19 protein-coding genes and 2 tRNA genes are annotated in these 23,136 nt (G+C 37.5%); 19 read left to right on the top strand and 2 right to left on the bottom strand.

Annotated elements, in window-relative coordinates; all coding sequences use genetic code 11:
• The first annotated feature begins 65 nt into the window (after positions 1-65).
• From dnaE to GTQ34_RS12180, 7 genes are all read left to right on the top strand, one after another.
• On the top strand, positions 66-4,451 hold the full coding sequence (gene dnaE, locus GTQ34_RS12210) for a DNA polymerase III subunit alpha (protein ID WP_166524091.1): 4,386 nt from the start codon (positions 66-68) through the stop codon (positions 4,449-4,451).
• 102 nt (positions 4,452-4,553) lie between these two features.
• The gene (trxA, locus tag GTQ34_RS12205) at positions 4,554-4,871 is read left to right on the top strand and encodes a thioredoxin (RefSeq protein ID WP_166524090.1); all 318 of its coding nucleotides are present in this window, start codon (positions 4,554-4,556) and stop codon (positions 4,869-4,871) included.
• 82 nt (positions 4,872-4,953) lie between these two features.
• Positions 4,954-5,883 carry a DUF58 domain-containing protein gene (locus GTQ34_RS12200; RefSeq protein ID WP_166524089.1) on the top strand — a complete coding sequence of 310 codons (930 nt, stop codon included), beginning with the start codon at positions 4,954-4,956 and terminating at the stop codon, positions 5,881-5,883.
• Positions 5,884-6,018: 135 nt separating this feature from the next.
• A tRNA-Asp gene (locus GTQ34_RS12195) sits at positions 6,019-6,092 on the top strand.
• 241 nt (positions 6,093-6,333) lie between these two features.
• Positions 6,334-7,590 (top strand): site-specific integrase, encoded by a 1,257-nt coding sequence (locus GTQ34_RS12190; RefSeq protein WP_166524088.1) that lies wholly within the window; start codon positions 6,334-6,336, stop codon positions 7,588-7,590.
• A 319-nt stretch (positions 7,591-7,909) separates the two neighbouring features.
• Entirely contained in the window at positions 7,910-8,473 is a 564-nt protein-coding gene (locus GTQ34_RS12185) for a BfmA/BtgA family mobilization protein (RefSeq protein WP_166524087.1), read from the top strand.
• Positions 8,474-8,855: 382 nt separating this feature from the next.
• Positions 8,856-9,824 carry an AbiTii domain-containing protein gene (locus GTQ34_RS12180; protein ID WP_166524086.1) on the top strand — a complete coding sequence of 323 codons (969 nt, stop codon included), beginning with the start codon at positions 8,856-8,858 and terminating at the stop codon, positions 9,822-9,824.
• A gap of 59 nt (positions 9,825-9,883) precedes the next feature.
• Here the strand turns inward: GTQ34_RS12180 and GTQ34_RS12175 are convergent, their stop codons facing one another.
• On the bottom strand, positions 9,884-10,975 hold the full coding sequence (locus GTQ34_RS12175; protein WP_166524085.1) for a Fic family protein: 1,092 nt from the start codon (positions 10,973-10,975) through the stop codon (positions 9,884-9,886).
• 333 nt (positions 10,976-11,308) lie between these two features.
• Between GTQ34_RS12175 and GTQ34_RS12170 the strand changes: the two genes are divergently transcribed.
• The 12 genes from GTQ34_RS12170 (at position 11,309) to GTQ34_RS12115 (ending at position 21,632) form a co-directional block, all read left to right on the top strand.
• Entirely contained in the window at positions 11,309-12,673 is a 1,365-nt protein-coding gene (locus GTQ34_RS12170; RefSeq protein ID WP_166524084.1) for an ApeA N-terminal domain 1-containing protein, read from the top strand.
• Positions 12,674-12,755: 82 nt separating this feature from the next.
• Positions 12,756-13,223, top strand: coding sequence for a hypothetical protein (locus tag GTQ34_RS12165; protein ID WP_166524083.1), 468 nt, complete (start codon positions 12,756-12,758; stop codon positions 13,221-13,223).
• 143 nt (positions 13,224-13,366) lie between these two features.
• Positions 13,367-14,140 (top strand): DUF2971 domain-containing protein, encoded by a 774-nt coding sequence (locus GTQ34_RS12160; RefSeq protein ID WP_166524082.1) that lies wholly within the window; start codon positions 13,367-13,369, stop codon positions 14,138-14,140.
• A 203-nt stretch (positions 14,141-14,343) separates the two neighbouring features.
• Positions 14,344-15,378 (top strand): HNH endonuclease, encoded by a 1,035-nt coding sequence (locus tag GTQ34_RS12155; RefSeq protein ID WP_166524081.1) that lies wholly within the window; start codon positions 14,344-14,346, stop codon positions 15,376-15,378.
• Between the two features lie 121 nt (positions 15,379-15,499).
• Positions 15,500-16,273: a hypothetical protein gene (locus GTQ34_RS12150; RefSeq protein WP_166524080.1), complete on the top strand. Its 774-nt coding sequence runs from the start codon at positions 15,500-15,502 to the stop codon at positions 16,271-16,273.
• A 281-nt stretch (positions 16,274-16,554) separates the two neighbouring features.
• Positions 16,555-18,063, top strand: a complete 1,509-nt coding sequence (locus GTQ34_RS12145) for a hypothetical protein (protein WP_166524079.1) — start codon at positions 16,555-16,557, stop codon at positions 18,061-18,063.
• A gap of 192 nt (positions 18,064-18,255) precedes the next feature.
• Positions 18,256-18,330 (top strand) — tRNA-Tyr (locus tag GTQ34_RS12140).
• 56 nt (positions 18,331-18,386) lie between these two features.
• A complete protein-coding gene (locus GTQ34_RS12135; RefSeq protein WP_166524078.1) occupies positions 18,387-19,088 on the top strand; it encodes a hypothetical protein in 702 nt (233 codons plus the stop codon).
• Between the two features lie 73 nt (positions 19,089-19,161).
• Positions 19,162-19,842 (top strand): hypothetical protein, encoded by a 681-nt coding sequence (locus GTQ34_RS12130; RefSeq protein ID WP_166524077.1) that lies wholly within the window; start codon positions 19,162-19,164, stop codon positions 19,840-19,842.
• 535 nt (positions 19,843-20,377) lie between these two features.
• Positions 20,378-20,809, top strand: a complete 432-nt coding sequence (locus GTQ34_RS12125; RefSeq protein ID WP_166524076.1) for an Arm DNA-binding domain-containing protein — start codon at positions 20,378-20,380, stop codon at positions 20,807-20,809.
• Positions 20,810-20,831: 22 nt separating this feature from the next.
• The gene (locus tag GTQ34_RS12120; protein WP_235915036.1) at positions 20,832-21,374 is read left to right on the top strand and encodes a phage integrase SAM-like domain-containing protein; all 543 of its coding nucleotides are present in this window, start codon (positions 20,832-20,834) and stop codon (positions 21,372-21,374) included.
• A complete protein-coding gene (locus GTQ34_RS12115; protein WP_166524074.1) occupies positions 21,375-21,632 on the top strand; it encodes a tyrosine-type recombinase/integrase in 258 nt (85 codons plus the stop codon). It begins immediately after the preceding gene.
• Between the two features lie 796 nt (positions 21,633-22,428).
• On the opposite strand, the gene GTQ34_RS12110 is transcribed toward GTQ34_RS12115, so the two are convergent.
• Positions 22,429-23,130, bottom strand: a complete 702-nt coding sequence (locus GTQ34_RS12110) for a LytR/AlgR family response regulator transcription factor (RefSeq protein ID WP_166524073.1) — start codon at positions 23,128-23,130, stop codon at positions 22,429-22,431.
• Between the last annotated feature and the right edge of the window lie 6 nt (positions 23,131-23,136).

Here is a 23,136-nt window from a genome sequence, read left to right as displayed (position 1 = left end):
TTTTTATAGAATCTACCTTCTTCCTTACTTTTATTCATTGCTTTTTTGATTCATACTGAATGCCTATGTATTTAATTTTTGACACAGAAACCACTGGTTTGCCCAAAAGATGGGATGCACCCATTACCGATACTGACAATTGGCCACGATGCGTTCAGATTGCCTGGCAGCTCCATAACGAGATGGGCGAACTGGTAGACCAACAAGACTTTTTGGTACAACCTGATGGTTTCAACATTCCTTATGAGGCAGAACAAGTGCACGGAATCTCAACTGCTTTGGCCGAGCAAGAAGGGATTCGCTTGGAACAGGTTTTGGAAACCTTCAACCAAGCCTTAAAGCGTGCCAAGTTTGTGGTAGGGCAAAATGTGGACTTCGACATCAATATTATGGGATGTGAATTCCATAGAAAAGGCATGCAAAGTCCATTGTCAAAACTACCGGTTTTGGACACCTGTACCGAAGCCACAGCTGAACTTTGCAGAATTCCAGGTGGACGTGGCGGTAAATTTAAGCTGCCCACACTTACCGAGTTGCACGAACATCTGTTTGGCGAACCCTTTGCCGAAGCCCATAATGCCACAGCCGATGTGGAAGCCACTACACGTTGCTTTTTGGAACTGGTAAGAAAAAAGCAGTTCAATACAAAGGAACTGGATGTGCAACCGGATTATTTCGAACGGTTTACGCAAGCCAATCCCCAACAAATTCAACCTATAGGGTTAAGACATGTAAATCTTAAAAAAGCATCCAAGGAAATTGCCGATGCTCTTTGGGCTGAAGATATCGGTCAAATTTCCTCCAAAGAAATAGAAGAAAATATTCAATCCTTGGAAGATGCTCCATTCGCACATCTTCACAACCACTCACAATTTTCGGTACTTCAATCCACCATCAATATAAAAGATTTGGTAAGAGCCGCAGCGGAAAATGGAATGCCGGCCGTTGCCCTTACCGACCATGCCAATATGATGGGGGCCTTCCACTTTGTCAAAGAAGTTATGGCCCATAACAAGTCCATTCAAGAGCAAAATGTAGCCTTGGAAGAAAACGGGGAGCCAGCCATTGCCAAGGAAATTGTGCCCATTGTAGGGTGCGAGTTCCACGTTTGTGAGAACCACACCAATAAAAACGTAAAGGATTATGGATATCAGATAGTGCTTCTGGCCAAAAATAAAAAGGGATACCATAATCTTGCCAAAATGTCCTCCATTGCTTATACCGATGGATTCTATTACGTACCTCGAATCGATAAAAAAATCGTTGAAAAATATAAAGAGGATGTAATTGCCCTAACAGGAAACTTGTATGGTGAAGTGCCCAACAAAATATTGAATGTAGGAGAAAAACAGGCCAAAGAAGCCCTCTTGTGGTGGAAAGAACAATTTGGAGAAGACCTCTACATTGAGATGATGCGTCATGGGCAGGAAGATGAAAATAGAGTGAACCAAGTTTTAGTGCAAATGGCCAAAGAGCACGGTATAAAGCTGGTTGCCACCAACAATACTTACTACTGTGATAAAAAGGATGCCGAGGCCCACGATATTCTACTTTGCGTTAAAGATGGAGAAAAACAAGCCACTCCAATAGGCCGTGGGCGTGGGTATCGCTACGGACTACCAAATCAAGAGTACTATTTCAAATCTTCGGATGAGATGAAGGAGCTTTTTAAAGACGTTCCCGAGGCCATTCTCAATATCCAAGAGATTGTGGAAAAGGTGGAACCCTATAATCTCGCAAGTGACATCCTTCTGCCAAAATTCGACATTCCCAATGAGTTCAAAGTAAAAGAAGATGAACTGGATGGGGGAAAGCGTGGTGAAAATGCGTACTTAAGGCATATCACGCTGGAAGGTGCCAAGGAGAGATACGGAACTATCACCGATGAAATTTTGGAGCGGATAGACTTTGAATTGGCAACTATTGAGAATTCTGGGTATCCCGGTTATTTTCTCATCGTGGAAGATTTTATACGCGAGGCTAGAAACATGGGGGTTTCCGTTGGTCCAGGACGGGGCTCCGCGGCAGGTTCAGTAGTAGCTTATTGTCTGGGGATTACCAATATCGACCCGCTTAAATATGACCTTCTTTTTGAGCGGTTCCTAAATCCAGATAGAGTTTCCATGCCCGATATCGATATTGATTTTGATGACGAGGGTCGTGGTAAGGTCATGGACTACGTCATCAACAAATATGGGGCAAACCAAGTGGCCCAAATCATTACCTACGGAACCATGGCAGCCAAATCTTCCATTCGGGATACAGCTAGGGTTTTGGACTTGCCCTTGAATGATGCCGACCGTATAGCCAAGTTGATTCCGAACATGTCCAAATTGAACAAGATATTTGGTACGGAAGAAGCCGATTTGAAGAAAAAATTTCGTTCTGATGAGCTTGAAAAGGTCCATGAACTGCTCAATATTTCTGAAAGTGATGATTTGGAAGGGCAAACCGTGAAAATGGCACGTGTTCTTGAAGGTTCACTCCGCAACACGGGAATTCATGCCTGTGGGGTCATCATAACGCCCGACGACATCACCAATTTTGTGCCGGTTGCCACAGCAAAAGATTCTGATTTATATGTGACCCAGTTCGACAATTCAGTTGTTGAAAGTGCCGGGCTTCTTAAAATGGACTTTCTGGGTTTAAAAACTTTGACCTTAATCAAGGACACTGTAAAAATTGTCAAGGCCCGAACAGGAACTCAATTGGTCCCAGATGATTTCCCGTTGGATGATGAAAAGACCTACGAGCTTTTTCAACGAGGAGATACCGTGGGTATCTTTCAATATGAATCACCTGGGATGCAAAAGCACATGAAGAATCTAAAACCTACGGTTTTTGATGACCTCATCGCCATGAATGCACTCTACCGTCCCGGACCCATGGAATACATCCCGAGTTTCATTGCCCGTAAACATGGGGAAGAGGAAATCACGTATGATCTTCCGGAAATGGAAGAATTTCTGAAGGAAACATACGGTATTACGGTGTACCAAGAGCAGGTGATGCTACTTTCCCAAAAGTTGGCCGGATTCTCAAAAGGTGATGCCGATGTACTTCGAAAGGCAATGGGTAAAAAAATATTCGCCCTACTTCAAAAACTGAAACCCCAATTCTTGGATGGGGGCGAAAAAAATGGTCATCCAAGAGAAGTTCTTGAAAAAATATGGAAAGACTGGGAAGCCTTTGCCTCTTATGCCTTCAACAAAAGCCACTCTACCTGCTACGCTTATATTGCCTACCAAACGGCATATTTGAAAGCGCATTACCCTGCAGAATACATGGCAGCAGTATTGTCGAACAACATGAACGACATCAAACAGGTTACGTTCTTCATGGAAGAGTGCAAGCGAATGGGTTTGAACGTTTTGGGTCCCGATGTCAATGAATCATACTACAAGTTTGCTGTGAACAAGGACAATGCCATACGTTTTGGGATGGGAGCCATAAAAGGTGTGGGGCGCTCCGCAGTTGAAACCATTGTGGAAAACCGTAAAAAGGACGGCCCCTATAAATCGGTATTTGACCTGACAAAACGTGTGGATTTACGGTCAGCCAACAAAAAGGCTTTCGAAAATTTGGCACTGGCTGGTGGTTTTGATTCATTCACCGACACACATCGAGCACAATATTTTCATCATGACGGTGATGGTATTAACTTCTTGGAAAAGGCAGTAAAATACGGGGCCAAGTTTCAGGAAAACGAAAATTCTTCCCAGGTAAGTTTGTTTGGAGAAGCAAGTGAGGTACAGATTCCAGAACCTGTGGTGCCGCCCTGTGAAGATTGGGGCACCATGGAAAAACTGCGCCGGGAAAAAGAAGTGGTGGGTATTTATATTTCTGGTCATCCATTGGACGATTTCAAAAAAGAGATCAAGGCCTTCTGCAACACCAGTGTTTCCGTGTTTTCAGATTTGGAAAATTATGTGAATCGAGAACTTTCCGTAGCAGGTGTTATTACGGATGTGCAACATCGTATATCCAAAAATGGCAAAGGCTGGGGGCTTTTCACCTTGGAAGACTACACAGATTCCCATGAATTTCGAATTTTTGGGGAAGAGTACCTCAAGTTCAGACATTTTTTGATGATCAATTCCTTTGTTTACATCAAGGCTTTTGTACGCGAAGGATGGGTAAATCGTGACACAGGCAAAAAAGGAGATCCTCGACTACAGTTCAACGATTTTAAACAATTGCAAGATGTGATGGATTCCTTTGCCAAAAAACTGACCATTAAACTGGACATAGGACGTCTCCAAGAAAAACGGATTCAAACTTTGAAGGACACCCTAAGGTCCTACAAAGGAGATCATCCGCTCAACTTTGTGGTCTACGAAATGGAGGATGAAATAAAACTGAATCTATCTAGCAGAAAACAAAAGGTTAAGATAAACAGTGAGCTATTGTCCATGTTAGAGGCCCATGAAATCCATTATAAACTGAACTAGGCCATAACCAATGCCAATGGCGTCATAATTAAAATGAATACAGTATGCGTAAGGAAACTGGGCAATATTTGACTAACTTTGCGAACATCAAAATTACAAGAAATGGCACTAGAAATAACAGACGAAACCTTTGAAGATGTAGTACTTAAGAGCGACAAACCCGTTGTTGTCGATTTTTGGGCGGCCTGGTGTGGCCCCTGTAGAATGGTAGGTCCTATCATTGAAGAAGTAAGCACAGAGTATGAAGGTAAAGCCGTAGTAGGCAAAGTAGATGTGGATGCACATCAACAATATGCTGCCAAATATGGTGTGCGAAATATTCCCACCGTGTTGGTCTTTAAAAATGGAGAGATAATCAATCGTCAAGTGGGCGTGTCTCCCAAAAAAGTATATACCGATGCCATAGATGCGGCATTGTAAAGAATTTTTCCCTACGAGATTTTAAAAAAGGTTTGGCAATTGCCAAACCTTTTTTGTTTTATCTTGGACGCATTAGCATTTTATGGATATAAGGTCTGAACTTCATAGCGCTCCACTTTTTCCAAATCTTGAGCTTTTGGCCAACCAAATTGTGGAGGGTTTCATCAGTGGCATCCACAAAAGTCCTTTTCATGGGTTTTCTGCAGAATTTGCTGAGCACAAAATCTATAACCCTGGAGAGAGCACCAAGCATATCGATTGGAAATTGTTTGCCAAAACAGACCGGCTCTACACCAAACGCTACGAAGATGAGACCAATTTGAGATGCCATATGATTTTGGACAATTCGGCATCCATGTATTATCCCCAGGTAAAAAATCTTTCCTTGCACAACCTCAACAAAATAGGCTTTGGGGTTTTGGCGATTGCTGCCTTGATGCAAATCTTAAAAAAACAACGCGATGCTGTTGGATTGAGCATTTTTTCAGACTCGTATAATTTTCATGCTTCTGAAAAAAGTAGTGAACGACATTTTCAGATGCTCTATTCAAAATTGAATGAAGTCCGTCAGAACAAAAGCAATTCGGAAACAACAAAGACCTATACCTATCTACACCAAATTGCGGAAAAAGTGCATCGGCGAAGCCTTATCATTTTGTTCTCGGATATGTTCCAAACGGAAAAAGAAGAGGCTCAACTGTTTGATGCCCTTCGCCATTTGAAATACAACAAACACGCCGTGGTGCTTTTTCATCTTTTGGATTATAAGCGTGAATTAAGTTTTGAATTTGAAAATGTGCCCAAACGTTTTGTGGATGTGGAAACCGGAGCGCACATCGATTTGTATGCGGACACCGTTAAAAGAGCGTACAATCAAAAAGTACTTCAATATCAAGACGATTTAAAACTGCAATGTGCTCGGTATGGGATTAAATATATGGGTGTGGATGTGCAATCCAGCTTTGCCAAAGTGTTGAATACCTTTATGATCGAGCAGCAAAGGTTTGCTTAGGCTCATTATTTTTTGAAAAAAATGTTTTGTTGAATCGGAATGGAGAATGTATATTTGCACTCGCTTGTAAAAAAGCATTTGTAACAAGATTTGAGTCTGACTGTTGTCAGAGTCCTCACTTAGGATAAAATCATTGGTCTGGTAGTTCAGTTGGTTAGAATACCTGCCTGTCACGCAGGGGGTCGCGGGTTCGAGTCCCGTCCAGACCGCTAGAAATTGTTCAAAATTTCACAAAAAGCCTGTAAATCAATGATTTACGGGCTTTTTAATTTTATTTAATGTCAAAAAATACCATATAAAACCACATAAAAAGTGAGGAATTCGGTGCGTATTTTACCCCTTCAAAAACACTCACCAAAAACGCTGTAATTCACTGTTAAAGAAACCTTTACAAAGAAATTTTAACATTTGTTTTTCGTACCTTCTGGTGAGTATTTAAAACTCTCACCTATGTATGGCAAATTGAACATCCTTTTTTACCCTAAAAAATTAAGGTCTGATACTGATGGCAAGGCTATGATTTACGCTCGTGTGACCATTAATGGCAAACGTAGTGAATTCAGTTTAGGGCGTCGTGTAGAAGAACAACGGTGGGATTCAAGGGGCGGAAAACTGAGAGGAACTACTACAGAGGTATCCAATTTCAATCGATTTCTGGATAATGTGAAGAATAGGCTTTACGACATTTACGATTCGTTGCTAAAAGAACGAGAGGATATTTCAGCTGCCATCATAAAGAATATTTATCTGGGGAAAGAGGGCAAAGAGTATATGCTTCTTGAAATCTTTCAAGAGCATAATGATGAAATTGAAAGTCTGTTGGGTAAAGGTTTTACCAAAGGGACGTTACAACGCTATAAGGCAGCTTATAAGCACGTCTCTGCCTACATCATACAAAACTACCATAGAAACGATATTCCCGTTCGTAGGGTCGACCATAAGTTTATTACGGGATTGGAATTCTTTTTAAAGTCGCAAAGAAACTGTGAACACAACACGGCTATTAAGTATGTGGTGAACTTCAAAAAGATTATGCGGATTGCCTTGGCCAACGAATGGATTACCAAAGACCCCTTCTTTCATTGGAAAGCTTCTTGGAAAACAAAGGAGAAGCAATATCTGACCCAAACCGAATTGGATGCATTACGAGATAAGAAATCATTTTTGCCACGTCTTGATTTGGTTAGGGATGTTTTTGTGTTCTGTTGTTATACGGGTCTGGCCTATTCGGATGTGCAACAACTAAAAGAAGAGCATATTATAATAGGGGTCAATGGGGATAGATGGATTAAAATGCCTAGAAAAAAAACCAAAGCTATCAGTAGTATACCATTGCTGGCTCCAGCCGAAGAAATTATTCTTAAGTATCGTAGCCATCCTTACGTATTGGATGGAAAAGGCGTTTTGCCAGTATTGACCAATCAAAAATCAAATGCTTATTTAAAAGAGATTGCTGATGTCTGTGGAATTAACAAAAATCTCACTACACATTTAGCACGGCATACATTTGCAACTACAGTGACATTGTCAAATGGAGTATCAATTTCGACAGTCAGTAAAATGTTGGGACATCGTTCTTTAAAGACCACCCAGATTTACGCGAAGGTTCTGGATAGCAAAATAGCCGAGGAAATGGACCGATTAAAAGAAAAGATAAAACCTGTTGAAAATTCTAATCCAAAAGACGAAGGCAGCATTGAAAACTAAAATTGTCCCAAATCCTTACCCCTAACTTTTGCGCATGGTTCCTATTGGGTTTTTGTAGCGTCCCGATAGGTAAGCGTAAAGCAAAAATCCAATAGGGCGCAACCTACTTTTTCTTTGAAAAGTACCTCGTGGAAGTTTACAAATTTTAGTAGCGGAGCGGATAAAGATTTGTAAAGCAAGAGGGTAACACGCTAAAGCGATGTTACGGATTGCAAATCATTGATTTTCAATGAATTGAAAATGGCATGCGATTATTTTTGCGTCAAAAACTCAATAAACACCCGTTAAGACCCTATAAACCTTAAAAAAAGTTACTGTAATGGAATTGAAAAAGAAGAAAAAAAGTGATTTCTCGGCCATAAGTATCAATCGGATAGTTGCCGGAAGATATCGAGAGTTTTCAAAGAAAATATCGAAGTCACATACATTGACCTTGGAACTGATGATGGACTTTTTTGAAGGAGCAAAGATCTCGCCAAAGAACAAGTACTTGATGAACCACATGGGATATGTCCATTACATGACCAAAAGGTTTGATTATATAGAAGAACTACTTCGAAATTGGGAGAAGAACAGTAGCATCCCGAAAATTCATGATATGCTCAAAAAGGTGTTCGATTTTGCCGAAGTGGAAGAAAGGAGTAAAAGAAAGAATCTGGAGTTTCAGCAAAAGATGTTTGACCAATCTTTAAAAAGGGATAAAGTGACCCAGTATGATAATTATATGCTAAAAGAGAATTGGAAGAAGGAACGAAATAGAATTTTGAAAGTATTGGATTATATTAAACTGGAAAAACCTCGGTTTGGAAAATCGTACTACAAAATTGAAATTGAAGAAAGTGAATTGGAAAGCTTGAGGCAAGATTTAAATGAGGAATTTTAATTTGCCTCGCAAAAAGATAGGATGAAGTTTGGTAAGGATTTGGGACTTGCAGCACGAAACTTCGTTTCGCTCGCTAAAACATAGGGTGATATGGACACAACGGTTGTTTAACTATTTTTAGAGCATACTAACACTTCCATAAAATCAGTCTAAAGCTCATAAATCTCCTGAGAACTTAAACCAATATTTGATGAAGTTTTAACTAATTGTGAAGAATCAAATACTCAAAAATTGTTTAATTTATTGCCGTATGAAAAGGTGGAGGTCAAAAATTGTAAGTAAAATATGGCTTACAATAGATGTCTACGACGAAGCCTGATGAATTGAGGATAAATAAAAAACAGCCAGGGGAATTTCTTTAGATTAATAAAAGAAAATTATAATGAGTGACAAAGATCAAAAGTTCCTTCTGGAAGATGCCATTCAAGAGCTTGTGAATCCAGAAAAAAGTTTAAGTGGACCATTGATGAAATTGCTTTATTTTGGTAAGCTTACTGACAATGAGACCTTGATTAATTTTACCGAGAAGGAACTAAATGGATTTGAGGTAAACGATGAACTACCAGAATATCGAAAAATTGGAGCCAGATTGGAAATTGATATTTTATCAGCTGGACAGGTTTTTTCAAAAACGGACTTTCCATTATCATCATTAAGTGAAGAAATGCGGGAAGCTTGTACTTCCATACCCTTATTAGAAGGAATAAGTTCCCTTGAAAGGACAAAATCTGATCTAATAGTTAAAGGTAATGATATGATTGAATTTCCATTGCCATCGGAACTACTGTTAGAATTTCAGCCTACCGTTGAAAAAATATATAATTCCAGCTCACCTTATCGCTCAAAAATTACTGCAGCTAGACTGACCACTAGAAGTGCTAGAATTGAAGATCTTTTGCAGAAAGTTAGGACCAATCTGCTGGCATTTGCTATGGATATTGCAAAGGAATTTGGTCATGAAGTGGATATATCTGAGTATCGCGGTGATAAAACAAATAATAACCAAAAAGTAAATACATATATGATCACGAACAATATTACTGGTGACGGAAATATCTTGAATACCGGAGACAAGGCAAAAATTAAAGCTAGTGTTACTATTTCAAAAGGCAACAAGGAAGAACTAGCATCATTCCTTGAAGAATTTGGTGTTGATGCAAAAGATTCAGCGGCTTTGATGGAAATAATAGATCAAGAGGAACCGAATAGAGAAACAAAGTCCTTTGGGAGTAAAGTGAGTAGTTGGATTGGACAAATGGTTGCCAAAGCTGCCAGTGGTGGTTGGCAAGTATCAGCTGGTGCTGCAGGACAATTGCTAGCTGAAGCTATTACAAAGTATTATGGTCTTTAATAATTCCTAGTTATTAATCCCACAGACTACATGAGGTTTTCTGTAATTTCTTGTGAATACTAAATATGGATTTCATACCTGGTACTTCTTCCTCCACCAACGGGTCTAAATATCTGCTTCTCCACCAGGTCTTGCAAATCTCTTGTAGCAGTGGCTTTTGAAGTTCTTGCAAGCGATACATATTTCCTGGCATTCATCCCACCTTCAAAACCTTGATGTCCTTCTTCCAACATTCTACCAACCACTTTTTGTTGACGGTCATTGAGTACATCCTTATACTGATCAAAGAACCTGGTTTTCTTCAGCGTAAACTCAATTTCTTGTTCGGCATCAATTTGGGCATCGAGAACGGTCTGGACGAAATAATATATCCAATCCGTAATTTCATTGGAAAGCTGTGCCCTCTGCAATGCGTCGTAATAAGCTTTTTTATTTCCATCAATGGATTTGGACAAACTGAACAATACTGGACGGCCTATACCTTGCGAAAGTGCTTTTTCAGCAATGGCACGCCCTATTCTTCCATTACCATCTTCAAAAGGGTGGATGGATTCAAAATACAAATGGGCAACAGCAGCTCTTAAAATTGGTTTCTTAATGGTGTCCTGAGCGTGGTTGAACCAATTGATAAAACCATCCATTTCGGTAGAAACTCTTTTTGGGGGTGGGGCTTCAAAATGAACCACCTCACTACTCATCCCACCAGAAACTATTTGCATGGGTTCTTCATGGGTACGCCATTGCCCTATTTGAATTTTGGTATTACCCTTCAATAACATGGTATGCCAATCAAACAGTATTTGGCTTGTCAGTGGTTTTGAGAAATTATTTCGAACTGCGAGCATCAGTTCTGCCACTCCCTCAGCTCTTTTATCTTTCGTTAAGGGTAATTCTGGGTTAAGCCCTAAGTTTCTACGAATGGAAGACATCACATCATTTCGACTTAAATACTCTCCTTCGATTTCGGATGTCTTTATGGCCTCAGAAACCATAAGGTTTATCATAGCCTCCGTTTGTTCGGTTTCTGATAGGCCTTCCAAAACACCACTTATGCGGCCAGTACGTTGGGCAAAATCAAAGAGCATATCTTCAATACTCGTAGTTTGATATTGAAAATTCGGCCAATCTTTTTGTTGCCAATTATAACGCATGAGTCGATTACAATTCTTATTCGGCTCAAAATTAATAAAAATATGAGTTGATTGTGAAATTTATTTGGCTCAGTTCGAAGGAAGACTAAATACAAAAAAGTTAAAAACAAAGCCGTTGATATACAAAATTGCAAGTAAGAAAAACCAACAAAAAGCTGTACTTTGTAAGGAGTAATTTAAGGAAGGTAAACTGACAGTTTCTGAGATTTGCGAGGGACTGAACTTCTCTAAGGCGATCTATTACAAATATTTGAGATATAATGGGCTTTCTAGGAAATTGAGGCCATAGAAAGAACATTAAGCAAAATTAATTGAACTACTAAATCTAAACATTTGATCAATAAATTTGAAATTGAGGGAAAGTGGAGTAATGCCACAAAAAATGATTGGATTCATGGAAAGTTAACATTTGACCCTGAAACCAGAATTTCAATTTCAATATTCGGAAGTTTTACGGAGGATCCCATTCCATTCCGGCACCATAAGATAGACTTGGTCGTCGGTAAGACGCCAATGGGAGTTTTCACGCTGGTTGATTTAGATTATAGGTCGTTTAAGAGCAGTCGCAATTTTGGAACGATTACCACTTATAACGTGACGTTTATTTTCAAAGGGATACAGGTACAGAGCAAGGACGATCTAATTTTCCGTGAAGCTTCATTTTCGACATTCAATCTGGAACCATGGTTCAATCCACCAAACATGAAAATTGAGCACAATTTTGAAGATTGGTCCTTTAAAATTGAAGGCAGAAGTACAAGTATGGACGATATTATATTGAATGGAGACATCACTTGTAATATATACCATGATGCGTCTCTTAAGCCTGAAAATGATTCAAACCGACACATTGTTGAGCAATTTACCGAGTTAAATCTTTCTTACGTCTCCAAGGAGAATTGGTTGAGGATTTGGGAGGATATTAAATGCTTTGTTACGTTCATATCATTTTGCACCAATGAACAGAGTTATCCGACCAAGTTTGAGTTGAAAGACAATGCTTTTATCGAAAAAATTGGATCCTCGACCAGAAATATTCCGGTGGAAGTCTATTTTCCAACCACCTTTTTTCATTCTGGTAGTATCCATAACAATATCATGGATCATATCATACCATATTCCATTGTCGAGGAAAATTTTGATGTGGTATTGAATGAATGGTTTGGTTTATACAAAACCTTTCACATACCAATTAACTTAATTAACAGTAGGTTAAAGTCAAAACGTCATTTCACTGAGAATAGATTTCTTGATGCCGCCCATGCCGTAGAAGTTTTTCACCGTTTAGAGAGTGATATGAACAAGTTTTCAATCGAGTATTTCGAAAAATTGAAAAATGCCGCAATGGACGCTTTCCCAGAACCGAATAACGATAGGGATTGGATGGAACAACTCTTGCGCTACGCGAATGAACCCAACTTGAGACAAAGGCTTAAAGACTTGATTAACAGATATGAACTGGATTTCCTTTTTGAGGACAACAAGGCAAAAAAGAATTTCATAAATATGGCCATAAACACAAGAAACTATTTTACACATTACGACAGCAGTATTAAACCTCTCAAAGCCTCTGGACCAGAACTGATATACACTACGAGACTATTGTCGGCCATTTTATATGCATGCATAACTGCAAAATTGTCCATAGATAGGTCGAAATCAAGAAGGATCATACAAGAAATGATGGAACGGTTATGAGGTAAATTTACCCTTGTTTGAAATGAGACAAATATCAGTGATACTTGGTAAAAAAAATTCAGTATCGTAGAATAAATAAGTGATGGAGCAAGAATACAATTGGATTGTTTATGGGAATCTAGCGATTGGGATTGGTACATTTTTGTTAGCGGTTGTCCTTGGAATAGCCACTTGGGTCAGAGCCAACCGAGATAGAAGAGTACATGTAGCCGATAAAAGACAGGATTGGATAAATGGTTTACGGCAGGCAATATCAGAGTATTTGGCGGTATGTAATGTAGTAGATTTAAGAGTACAAACCGAGCAAATTGCTGCAATACAAGAATATACTGCCCTTTTAAGAAAAATCGAATTGATGTTAAATCCTTATGAGGACAACTCAAAACAGCTATTGGCCAAAATGGAGGAAATGAAAGGTTTTTTATTCGCTAGGTCCGACCAACTGCATTATGAGGTCATTGCCGATGAAATAACTAGAATTACTCAAAGGATATTGAAGGACGAGTGGAACAGGGTGAAATCCTTGGACCGTAAAAGATTTTGGAGGTAAATATTCCGCGATCAACAAGAACCTAATATAGATACTCAAAAACTAAAAAAAGAATATAATACATGACGTCAATTTTATTCAGTTTTGGGCGTATATAGATGTATTTTATGATTATATAAACAAGTTAGCCACTATTTGAAAAAATGACAGAATTTAAAATTGATGAAGAATACACCATAATAAAAGAAAAGGATACTGGCTTTTGGCATTATTCCCAAAACGGAGTAATGATGCCAAAAAAAGCTGAAAAAGCTTTCAAATACTATTCTTTGAACATCAACAATTTGGATTCGCTCATGAACTCATATTTTCATCTGTCAAACCCTGCCTCATTTAATGACCCATTTGATTGTAATATCAATCTTTTGGATAGTGCAGAGGACATACAGACAATCAACGAAATGACAACAGTTAAAAGAAATAATTGTTCGAATCTCGGAGTGGTTTCTATGACTGAAATTGTGGATAATCATGTTATGTGGGCACATTACACGGACAATTATCATGGGTTTGCAATTGAATTTAAAGGAACAGAAGTAACCGTTATTCCTAGTGCTGACCAAACTGCTGGTGGAACTTTTGTGAAAGTTATATATCCAAAAAAACTTGTCAAAGTAAAAAAAGAATATCCATTTGCTATTCAATATATGTTGACGACAAAACTCAAGCATTGGGAATATGAAAATGAATGGCGTTTCATTACTACTTTAGGACCGAAAAAAGATAGGATTTTACATTACGACCCTGAAAAGGTTAAAGGACTTTATATTGGACACCAAATGATTGACAATAAACCCAGTGCATATCGACTTATTTTGAGTATTAGAGCAAGGGTTTTTCCTAACGTGCCGGTGTATGTTGTTTATCCTCATCCAAATAAATTGGAGTTGTATTTTGAAAAAGTATTACCTAAATAGAAACAGTGGCTTTCAAAGGCTATAATTCAGCACTTCATTCCAACCAGCCGACAATTTTTCCTACATTTAAACCCTAAATCGAGGCTTGAATGATTTTGTCCCGCAGCTTGCTCCGCAGGCCAGAGGTAAAGGCCCGCACTTCGCTCTTCTGCGATGCCATACATGCCGAAATCATACCCGGGCCGTTGTGCACAAGCTGAAAAATGAGGAAATTCAAGAAGAAAAAGAAGATATTCGACGTTTATTCTCAAAACCTTAAATGGATAAAAGAAAAAACGAATGCCAAATTCAAAGTAGAATTTGACAAAGGCGTTTTATGTCCTCTATGTTTGGAGGTTTTTCTTGAAAGTGACTTAAATCCTAGCAGTGAAAATTATCTGACGTTAGAACATAATCCACCAAAATCTTTGGGTGGAAAAGATAACATTTTGACCTGTAAAGAATGTAACAACAAAAGCGGACACAAAACAGATGTTGAATTACTTACATATCTGTTGGAACAAGACTTCAAGAGTTTTAGTCCAAACTCAGAACATAGAACTAAATTAGAAAATTCCCAAGGCTCAAAAGTTACAGCTGATTTGAGTTTTGACAATGAAGGCAAAATGACTTTTAATCTTCAAACCAAATACTCAAATCCAAAAGATTTTGATAACTTTTTGGCTAGTGAGGAAAGAGGTTTTTTTCCAATCGAAGGTGAGTTTGGAAAATATGCGACTCGGAAATTCCAGTTCAATATGAAAATTCCCGACAAGGGAAATATGAGGTTGGCATCAATTGCTCTTTTAAAGATTGGTTACTTGCTTGGATTTGAAAAGTATGGGCATATTTTTCTGTTCAATCAAAATTTAGACATCGTAAGAGAACAGATTTTGAATCCAGAAAAGGAAATAATAACCGACCCATTTTGGATCAATTACGAATTTCCAGAAATGTATGTCGGAGCAAATACCATAAATAAGCCAAAAGAACTTATATGCTTCTTAAACACTTTTGTACTGAAAACTAAATCAAGAGAAGCGCAAATAAGTATAGCTTTCCCAGGTTACAATAAAGAAGATGCGGAAATATATAAAAACATTAAGAAAATACTTTGTTCAAATAAGGGCGGAACGTCTGATATGGAAGTTACAACTTTTGAACCCTTTTTAGACTTGAAAGACGAAAATCGAGTTTTCAGTTCTGCCATAATTTGGGATAAAAAAAAGTCAGCGCACAACAGTGTAAGACCGCAATAACAGTGGATTCAACTAAGGCCTAATCCACTCGGAATTGTTAACGCATTTATAAACCGAAAAACAATAACTTAAAACCGGTAGGTGACGGTTATACAAGACCGTTGACTGTAATTATACGAGAATGACGATAGAAAAGAGATTTAAATTTATCAAAGAAGTTTTTAAGAATCACAAAGAAGGAATTGAAACTCTAATTGAGAACCACTCATTCCCAAAATCGATGTTGTGTCTTTACTCAAAAGTTCTGCAAATTGAGTCGCTCAGAAAGATTTTGAACAAAAGTGATGGAAATTTTTATTCATCGCAAGTCTTGCTAAGAACGCTGTTGGAACATTATTTGATAGGCTATTATGTGTATTTCAAAACAGCTACCAAAAAAAATGATTTGGTAGGGGAAGCATACTATGACGAATATGTGAAATCAGAAATAATAAAAAGGGAGAATTATTACTTCAATCTCGATAAAATCAAAAACGATCTAAAGCACGAAGACATCAATGGTTACCTATCAAAGTATGGGAACGAATTTAGGGACTTGACCCAATTGCAAATTGACAATATCCATAAAAAAGCATCTCAATTTAGCAATGTCAGAAACGTAATTAAGTATTTGTTCAATTCAGAAAATCAAAGCAAAGAAGAAAATGTTCTTCACACCATGCTATTTGATTTTTTAGAAAAGTACAATATGCTGTCATCATATGTCCATGGTGGAGTTTCAGCGGAAGTTGAATCGTTTAATAAGGACGATTTCGATAAGCGTAAAGCTAAAATCAAGGAAAACAAAACTTGGGGAATATCATTGGAAGCCAATTTAAAGTTTTACTTTTTGTTCCTGCTTTTTAAAGATAATCCGGATGAGGTAATGAAACTTAAAGGCTTCTTAAATAGATAACCCCCGCCGAAGATGGCCATATTTCAGCGTGGCTGAATAGATACAATTAAACGTAAACCAATGAAATGGCAGATTTCTGCTGCGGAACGATTCTGCCAAATCATTTAACGGTGAAATCATTGCCCGGACCATTGGGCGCAATACTGAAAAAAATGGGGATAATAAGAACTCATAATAAGAAAGTTGTACTGGCCAATTCTGATTATAAGGACAAATATTGGCCCCTTTTAAGCAATCTAGTTTTCGAAAAATTCGGGAATGAAGAAGTAAATGAACCCAATTTGGTACAAGATGTTTTAAAAGAGTGCTTCTTCACTCTTTGTGGCATTTTTGAAGAAAAGTTGTCGGAAGAGAAGAGAGCTTCTTTCTATATTTTTTGCCATAATTTACATGAAGATTCGATTGACTTATGGCAACTACAAATACAGGATGTTCCCTTGAACATTGACGAAGAAGAGTTCGCTTCGGCAAGAAGAGTTCTAAAGATAATATTGGAGCAATCAACAAAGTTCGATTTGGTTGGCACACCCAATTTCTTTTATGAAATGAGGGACAATCTAGAGACCTACGTAAGTCTATTGGAGGAACTTTTATACATAGGCTCCTGGTGCCTCATGATAAGCGAACATACTGCTAGAAGCCAACTTTTTGATACTTCCACCGGAATTCAAGTTGTTGAAGATGAATTAAATATCCTAACACATCAACCATATCCCGAACTATTCAAGTATATTTTTCATGACATGCCTAGGCACAGTTCTAAAGTTGCCTTGTCCGATTCAATGACAGAATTTAAACAAATTGTTGAGGATAATTATGGTATCAAATATGATGATTTGGCATCCTTTATAAATCAACAATTACAATCACCCATTTATAGGTTGGGATTAACAAAAATTGAACCTTTGAAAGAGAACATTTTGAATGAGCTTAAATGTGACGAAAACTTTATCAATGATTTTTATGCAGGTTTAACGGTAAACAAAGACAATTGTCTTTCCATTGAAAGATGTTTCTTTAATAACCAATCTGAATTTCGTTTTACGTATAGACCAATCATTGAATTAAATGTTGATGGACAGATTTACAATTTGATTGGATATAATAAATGGCTTGAAAGTATGTCACTTTTATCGACTAATGCTTTTCCTTTTGGACTTTATCCAACTGAATGGACTGGGCATCAAAAAATAAAAGAGTTTGTTCAAAAAACACATAACATTCACGATAAATTCCTTGAAGACCCAATAGTCCAAGTTCTTAACGAAAAGTCTTTTTTCAATGATTCCAACGTGGAATCATTTAATCAACCAAATGGGCAAAACATAAACATCAAAAATGATGTTGGGGATATTGATGTTTTGTTTGTTGATGTCGATTATGAACTTATCTACGTCTGTGAATGTAAACACAATCGTTCAAGACACGATATGAACAACTGGAGAAGGGACTATTCAAATTTTAAAGAAAAGTATGAAGGTCAATTAGAACGAAAAGTTTATTGGGTCAATCGAAATAAAAATATTGTAGAGACTCATTTCCAACAAACCTATCCACAAGACTTCAAAGTAGAACTTGCCAATTACGAAGTCAGAGGCATATTTATAATTAACGCACCAACTATGTATATGTACAATGGAAAATACAGAGCAATGACAATAACGGATATTAATGATCTGTTGGAACGAAACTATGCTGATGTAAAATTTGAGTTTACAAATGAAAGTAATGGAGAAGTAACTTTGATTGAATATCCATACTTTGACAATGTTAAATCAAAAATCAGATAAAGCACAGTGCCTAACAGTAAATGAGTATATGGTTTAAGTGATGAAAGGAAACAAAAAATATAATAAAGGGTGCACTGCGGAACTGAAAAGCTCGTTAGTTGGGCATAGCCATACTGATTGCGGGTATAAGCCCAATTAAAGTTTCACATATATACAAATTGTGCGTAATTTTAAAAAGACGATATTTAAAATACAGCTGTAGTGTAATATGGCCAAACACGCTTGATTGTAAATCAAGTAATCCCGGTTCGATTCCGGGCAGTTGAGAGCGAACATCAAAAGTTCTCTTTCAACTGCCTGGAGCACTACAATCAGATTTGACTATGACCTCCGTAACGACAGATGAGCAAATATTCCACAGTGAATTTTCAAAAAACCTAATCACGTTAGATTCAGCCAGAAGAAAGGTAAACATGCAAATAAACATGGCACTTCGTAAAGATGACAGCCATGGAGTTATGCTTTACACGAATATTTATTTATTGATTTACACTTCTTGGTCTGAAGCAGCATTGGTTAAACTAGTTCACACGCCATTTGGATTTAGCGAATCTGTGAAAAAGAAAATTTTAAAGGACAGAGATGTCCTTAACAAATGGACAAAGTGCGTGAATACAGCATTCGCAAAATTTTGCAAACGAGGTTCTGAGATACCAAATAAGAAAAAGAAGATTAAAAATTTGGTAGACACATATCTAAGAACTCAGGGACAAATTAGAAATAAAATAGCGCATGGGCAGTGGGAATATCCACTTTACAGTAACAATTTGTTTCATGATCCTGATGCGTTGGTTTGGTTAAAAACCATAGATGTAATTCAAATAGATACATGGTTTGAAATTCATAAAGAGTTGATAGAAATTGTTAGGGGGCTAATTGATTCTAGAGAACATAATAATCATAAAGCTCATTATAATGAGTATTTTGCTAGGTTAGCCAACATTGAACAAATTATCGAAAAAAGAAAAAAATGGAATCTTGAAGAAAAAAAGAGGCGCTTAAAACTAAAACCCATAAAAAAATAACTACGCACAACAAAACCTATATGCAATCCCCTTCGGGACACTGCGCATAGCCAAACCGTTACCGGCAATTACTATGGACAATTCGATTACATGGACGGAAAAGCTTTATAAAGGGTATTGGCTAATGGACCTTGGCTATCGAGATTATATTGCTGCTCGTTTCTTACTCAATAATCATTTGATAATTCAAGGGCTAACACTTGCAAGTACTTCAGTTGAAAAATATCTGAAAGCTATAATTGTTTTTAACCTCAAACACAGAGAAAAATATAATTACCATTTCGACAGATTTGAAAAGCTCAAAAATCTTTTAGCTAAAGTCAATAATGATGTAACTCCAGAATTTGACCCAGTTTTCTTAGAAATACTGGAAAATGCATTTAAAATTAGATATTATGACAGAATTGAAAGACCAATTTTTATGGGTTTTTACTTAAATCAGTTTATTGGTGAATTAGATTATACAATTGACTTTATGGAAAGATTTATTGCTAACTCACAAAATGGAGGAGAATCTATATCAGCATACAATAGGGCAATCAAAAATAATGATTCACATCTTTATGAAAAAAACTTCGTCCTGAGCAAAGAGAATAAAAAAGACTTTATGGAAAGACCTGATGTTGGATTTTCAGTTCACCTTCGAATTGGATCTGTAGTTCAAGAGGAGAAGATAGTAAAAGGTGGAAGCACTAAAAATAAATATGAAGGTCAAATATCAAAGTTCACAGAATTTAACCAAAATTTATATTGAATTAATAAAAGCCGGTACCAACGTGTCCCATAAATAATTGCTTCTGATTTTCCTCTCGGAAAATCCACACGCCGAACTATCACCGAATTTTATTTGATAAATTAGGGACCAACCAACACAACGAACCATACAAAAATCGTTACCAAAGTTCAAATAAAGGATTGATTACTTATCAATAGTAACTTCCTAAATGTTAAAATTTGTTAAAAGGTGAGCCGCGCGGTGAGCCCAAAAATGTACCCTTTGACAGGCCTTATATAAAGGGCGTTTTCAAGAAAAGTTCGAGTCCCGTCCAGACCGCTATAAAGATTCAACAAGAATCAAAAAGCCCTGATAAACAATTAGTTATCAGGGTTTTCCTTTTTTTGGCAATCATATAATATCACATGGAACCAATAAAATAGGTGTCCAATTCGGTTACCATTGCTGCCACCGTTTACAAAATCCTCAAAACTTAGGGAACATCATGTTAAAACAATGTACATCAACCTTTTGTACTTAAAGGATTGGTGAAATTAACAGTAAAGCCGATGTTATGAGAAAGAAATTTTCATTGTTGTTCTACCTGAGGAACAACAGAATGGATTCCAATGGTATGATTCCCATCTTTATGAGGGTGACCGTAGATGGAAAACGGAGCGAGGTGAGTACCGGAAAAAAGATAAAGCGGTCATCGTGGAACCCACAAGCAGGTAGGGTTAAGGGATATGGTCAAGAAGCCCAGGAGATAAACGGCCATCTCCAACAGATGGAATCAGGAATCTGCAAGATACAACAGCAATATGTTGAGGAGGGGAGGATTTATACTGCGAAGATATTGTCCTACACCCTTTTGGGAAAAGACGAACAACCGAAACTACTCCTAGAAATCTACCGGGGTCACAATAATGACCTTAAAGGCAAAGTAGGTTCCGGATATTCCCATAGTGCTTACATGAAGCGTGAGGACGCGCCGACACCTAGGTAAGTTCCTATCAAAAGAATACGGTATGCACGATATCCGTGTGGGCCTGATTGACCTTATGTTCGTGAAACGTTTTGAAAGGCATCTGAATGACCAGAAAATAGGACAACAGAATACCATCACCAAATATGTGACCAATTTCAAGAAAATAGTACGGATCGCCCATGCCCATGGATGGATCGAACGGGACCCTTTTTACCATTGGAAAGCCGTATGGAGCCCTGTACAAAGGGAGGTGTTAAGCGAATCAGAATTGAAAAGTTTGAGGGAAACCCATATGGATGCCCAACGGTTGGAAGAAGTGCGGGACGTATTCCTTTTCTACTGTTTTACCGGATTGGCCCACTCCGATGTAAAGCGACTTTCTGAAAATGATATGACCATCGACATTAAAAAGAAGAAATGGATTAGGATAAATAGAAAAAAGATCAAGGTACGCTGTGATATCCCACTTCTGGGATTGGCCGAGAAAGTCATTCTAAAATATAAATGCAGAAATTCAAAGAGAGGCGGTACGGGTCTGCTTCCAGTGATCAGTAATCAAAAGACCAACCTTTATCTAAAGTAAGTGGCCAAGCGATGTGGAATAAAGAAGAACCTTACACACCATCTGGCAAGACATACCTTTGCCACTACCGTAACACTCTCCAATGGCGTTCCCATAGAATCCGTGAGCCGGATGCTTGGCCATCGTTCCTTTAAGACCACCCAGATATATGCCAAAGTGGTGGACAGAAAACTTCGAGAGGATATGGACGGCCTTCAGGAACGATTGGTTGGAAAAAGATTTATGGGTTGGACAAACCCAAGACAAGGCAACATATAATGTCCCAAATTTTATCCCAAAACTTTGCGCTTGGATTCTGTCGGGTTTTTGTAGTGTTCCGATAGATAAGCATAAGTAAAAACACGATAGGGCGCAATCTATTTTTTGCAAGGCCGAAGGTATACCAAACAACGATTTTAAGGAGTTGGGTGGTATAGCGAGAGGGTAGCATGCCAAGGCGGTGCTACGTTGTCCAATTTCTGGCCAGAAGACCAGTAGAATAAAGCCTTTTTACCAATTAATTCTCTTGATAAAATTTCAACTTTTTACTGTAAAAACTCTGCAAACCCTTGAAAACATTGAAAAAGTTTGTTGCAAAAACATGATTTTCCTACAGAAATTGATAATCACAAATTAAGTTTGATAGGGAATTGAAAGCCGCTTTGTTTGATGAGCGCCAAAATGGACATTTACTGTAAAACCCTTTAAACCTCCAATAAACACAGGAATTTTTTACAGTAAACTAGAGAATATTTACCTCGCTCATTAGTATTAGTCCCTGGTAATATTTGGGGCTTGCAGCGTGAAACTTCGTTTCACTCGCTTTTTCATTTTACCATTCTAAGCAACTGCCTAATGCGTAGTTTTCTTTTGCAACCTCCGGGCGCAAAAGCCAGATGTTTTTGTGGCAACAAAGACACATCTTGACTTACCCGATTTACACATTAACACTTCATAGAATTTAGAGCTCATTGGCCATTCTTTATGTTGATTGAATATTCAATAGTTTTGGATTGCTTGGAAAATTTATTTTCTATTTGCACACTTTATGGGATACTACTATTCTTTAAGGGAATTAGTTAATTATGCTCATCAAATTTTCTTTATACGCTATTCCAATTGGAAAAGATTGATCATTCACTAATACTACCTTATGACCATGAATAACTTTAATATGCCTGAGTGCAATGACAAAGGACTTATGTATTCTAACAAAAGTATCTTTATTTACTATATGAAAGACCTGATTCATATTTTTTCGAACAAGAATTTTTTCCCCTTTTGTATGAAAAACTAAGTAATTTCCATCTTTTTCAATATAAAAGATATCTGCCACTTTTATTTTGTGAATTTTTGCCCCACTTTTTAAATAAAGTTCTTCTTTTTCTATACGTTCAGTAGTTTCTAAATTATGTGATTTAGACAGAAAATGATTATTGGCTTTTATAACAGATTTGAGAAAACGGTCAAATAAAATCGGTTTAAGTAAATAGTCAATTGCCCTCATTTCATAGCTTTCAACTGCAAATTCGGAGTACGCTGTGGTAAAAATCAAAAGAGGTTCATAGAGTAAAGCCTTAAATAAATCAATTCCAGAAACATGAGGCAGATTAATATCCAGAAAGATTAACTGAACTTTTTCCTTCTGAAGATAATCCAATGCTAATAAAGGGTCTCTAAAGCTATTTTTTAATTCTAAAAATGGAACTTTTTCAATATACCTTTTTAGTACATCAATCGCCTTAGACTCATCATCTATAATTACACATGAAATCATACGCCA

Origin of the sequence: Flagellimonas ochracea (assembly GCF_009903685.1) — a bacterium.
Taxonomy (GTDB): Bacteria; Bacteroidota; Bacteroidia; order Flavobacteriales; family Flavobacteriaceae; genus Flagellimonas; species Flagellimonas ochracea.
This window is presented reverse-complemented; position numbering and strand designations above follow the sequence as displayed.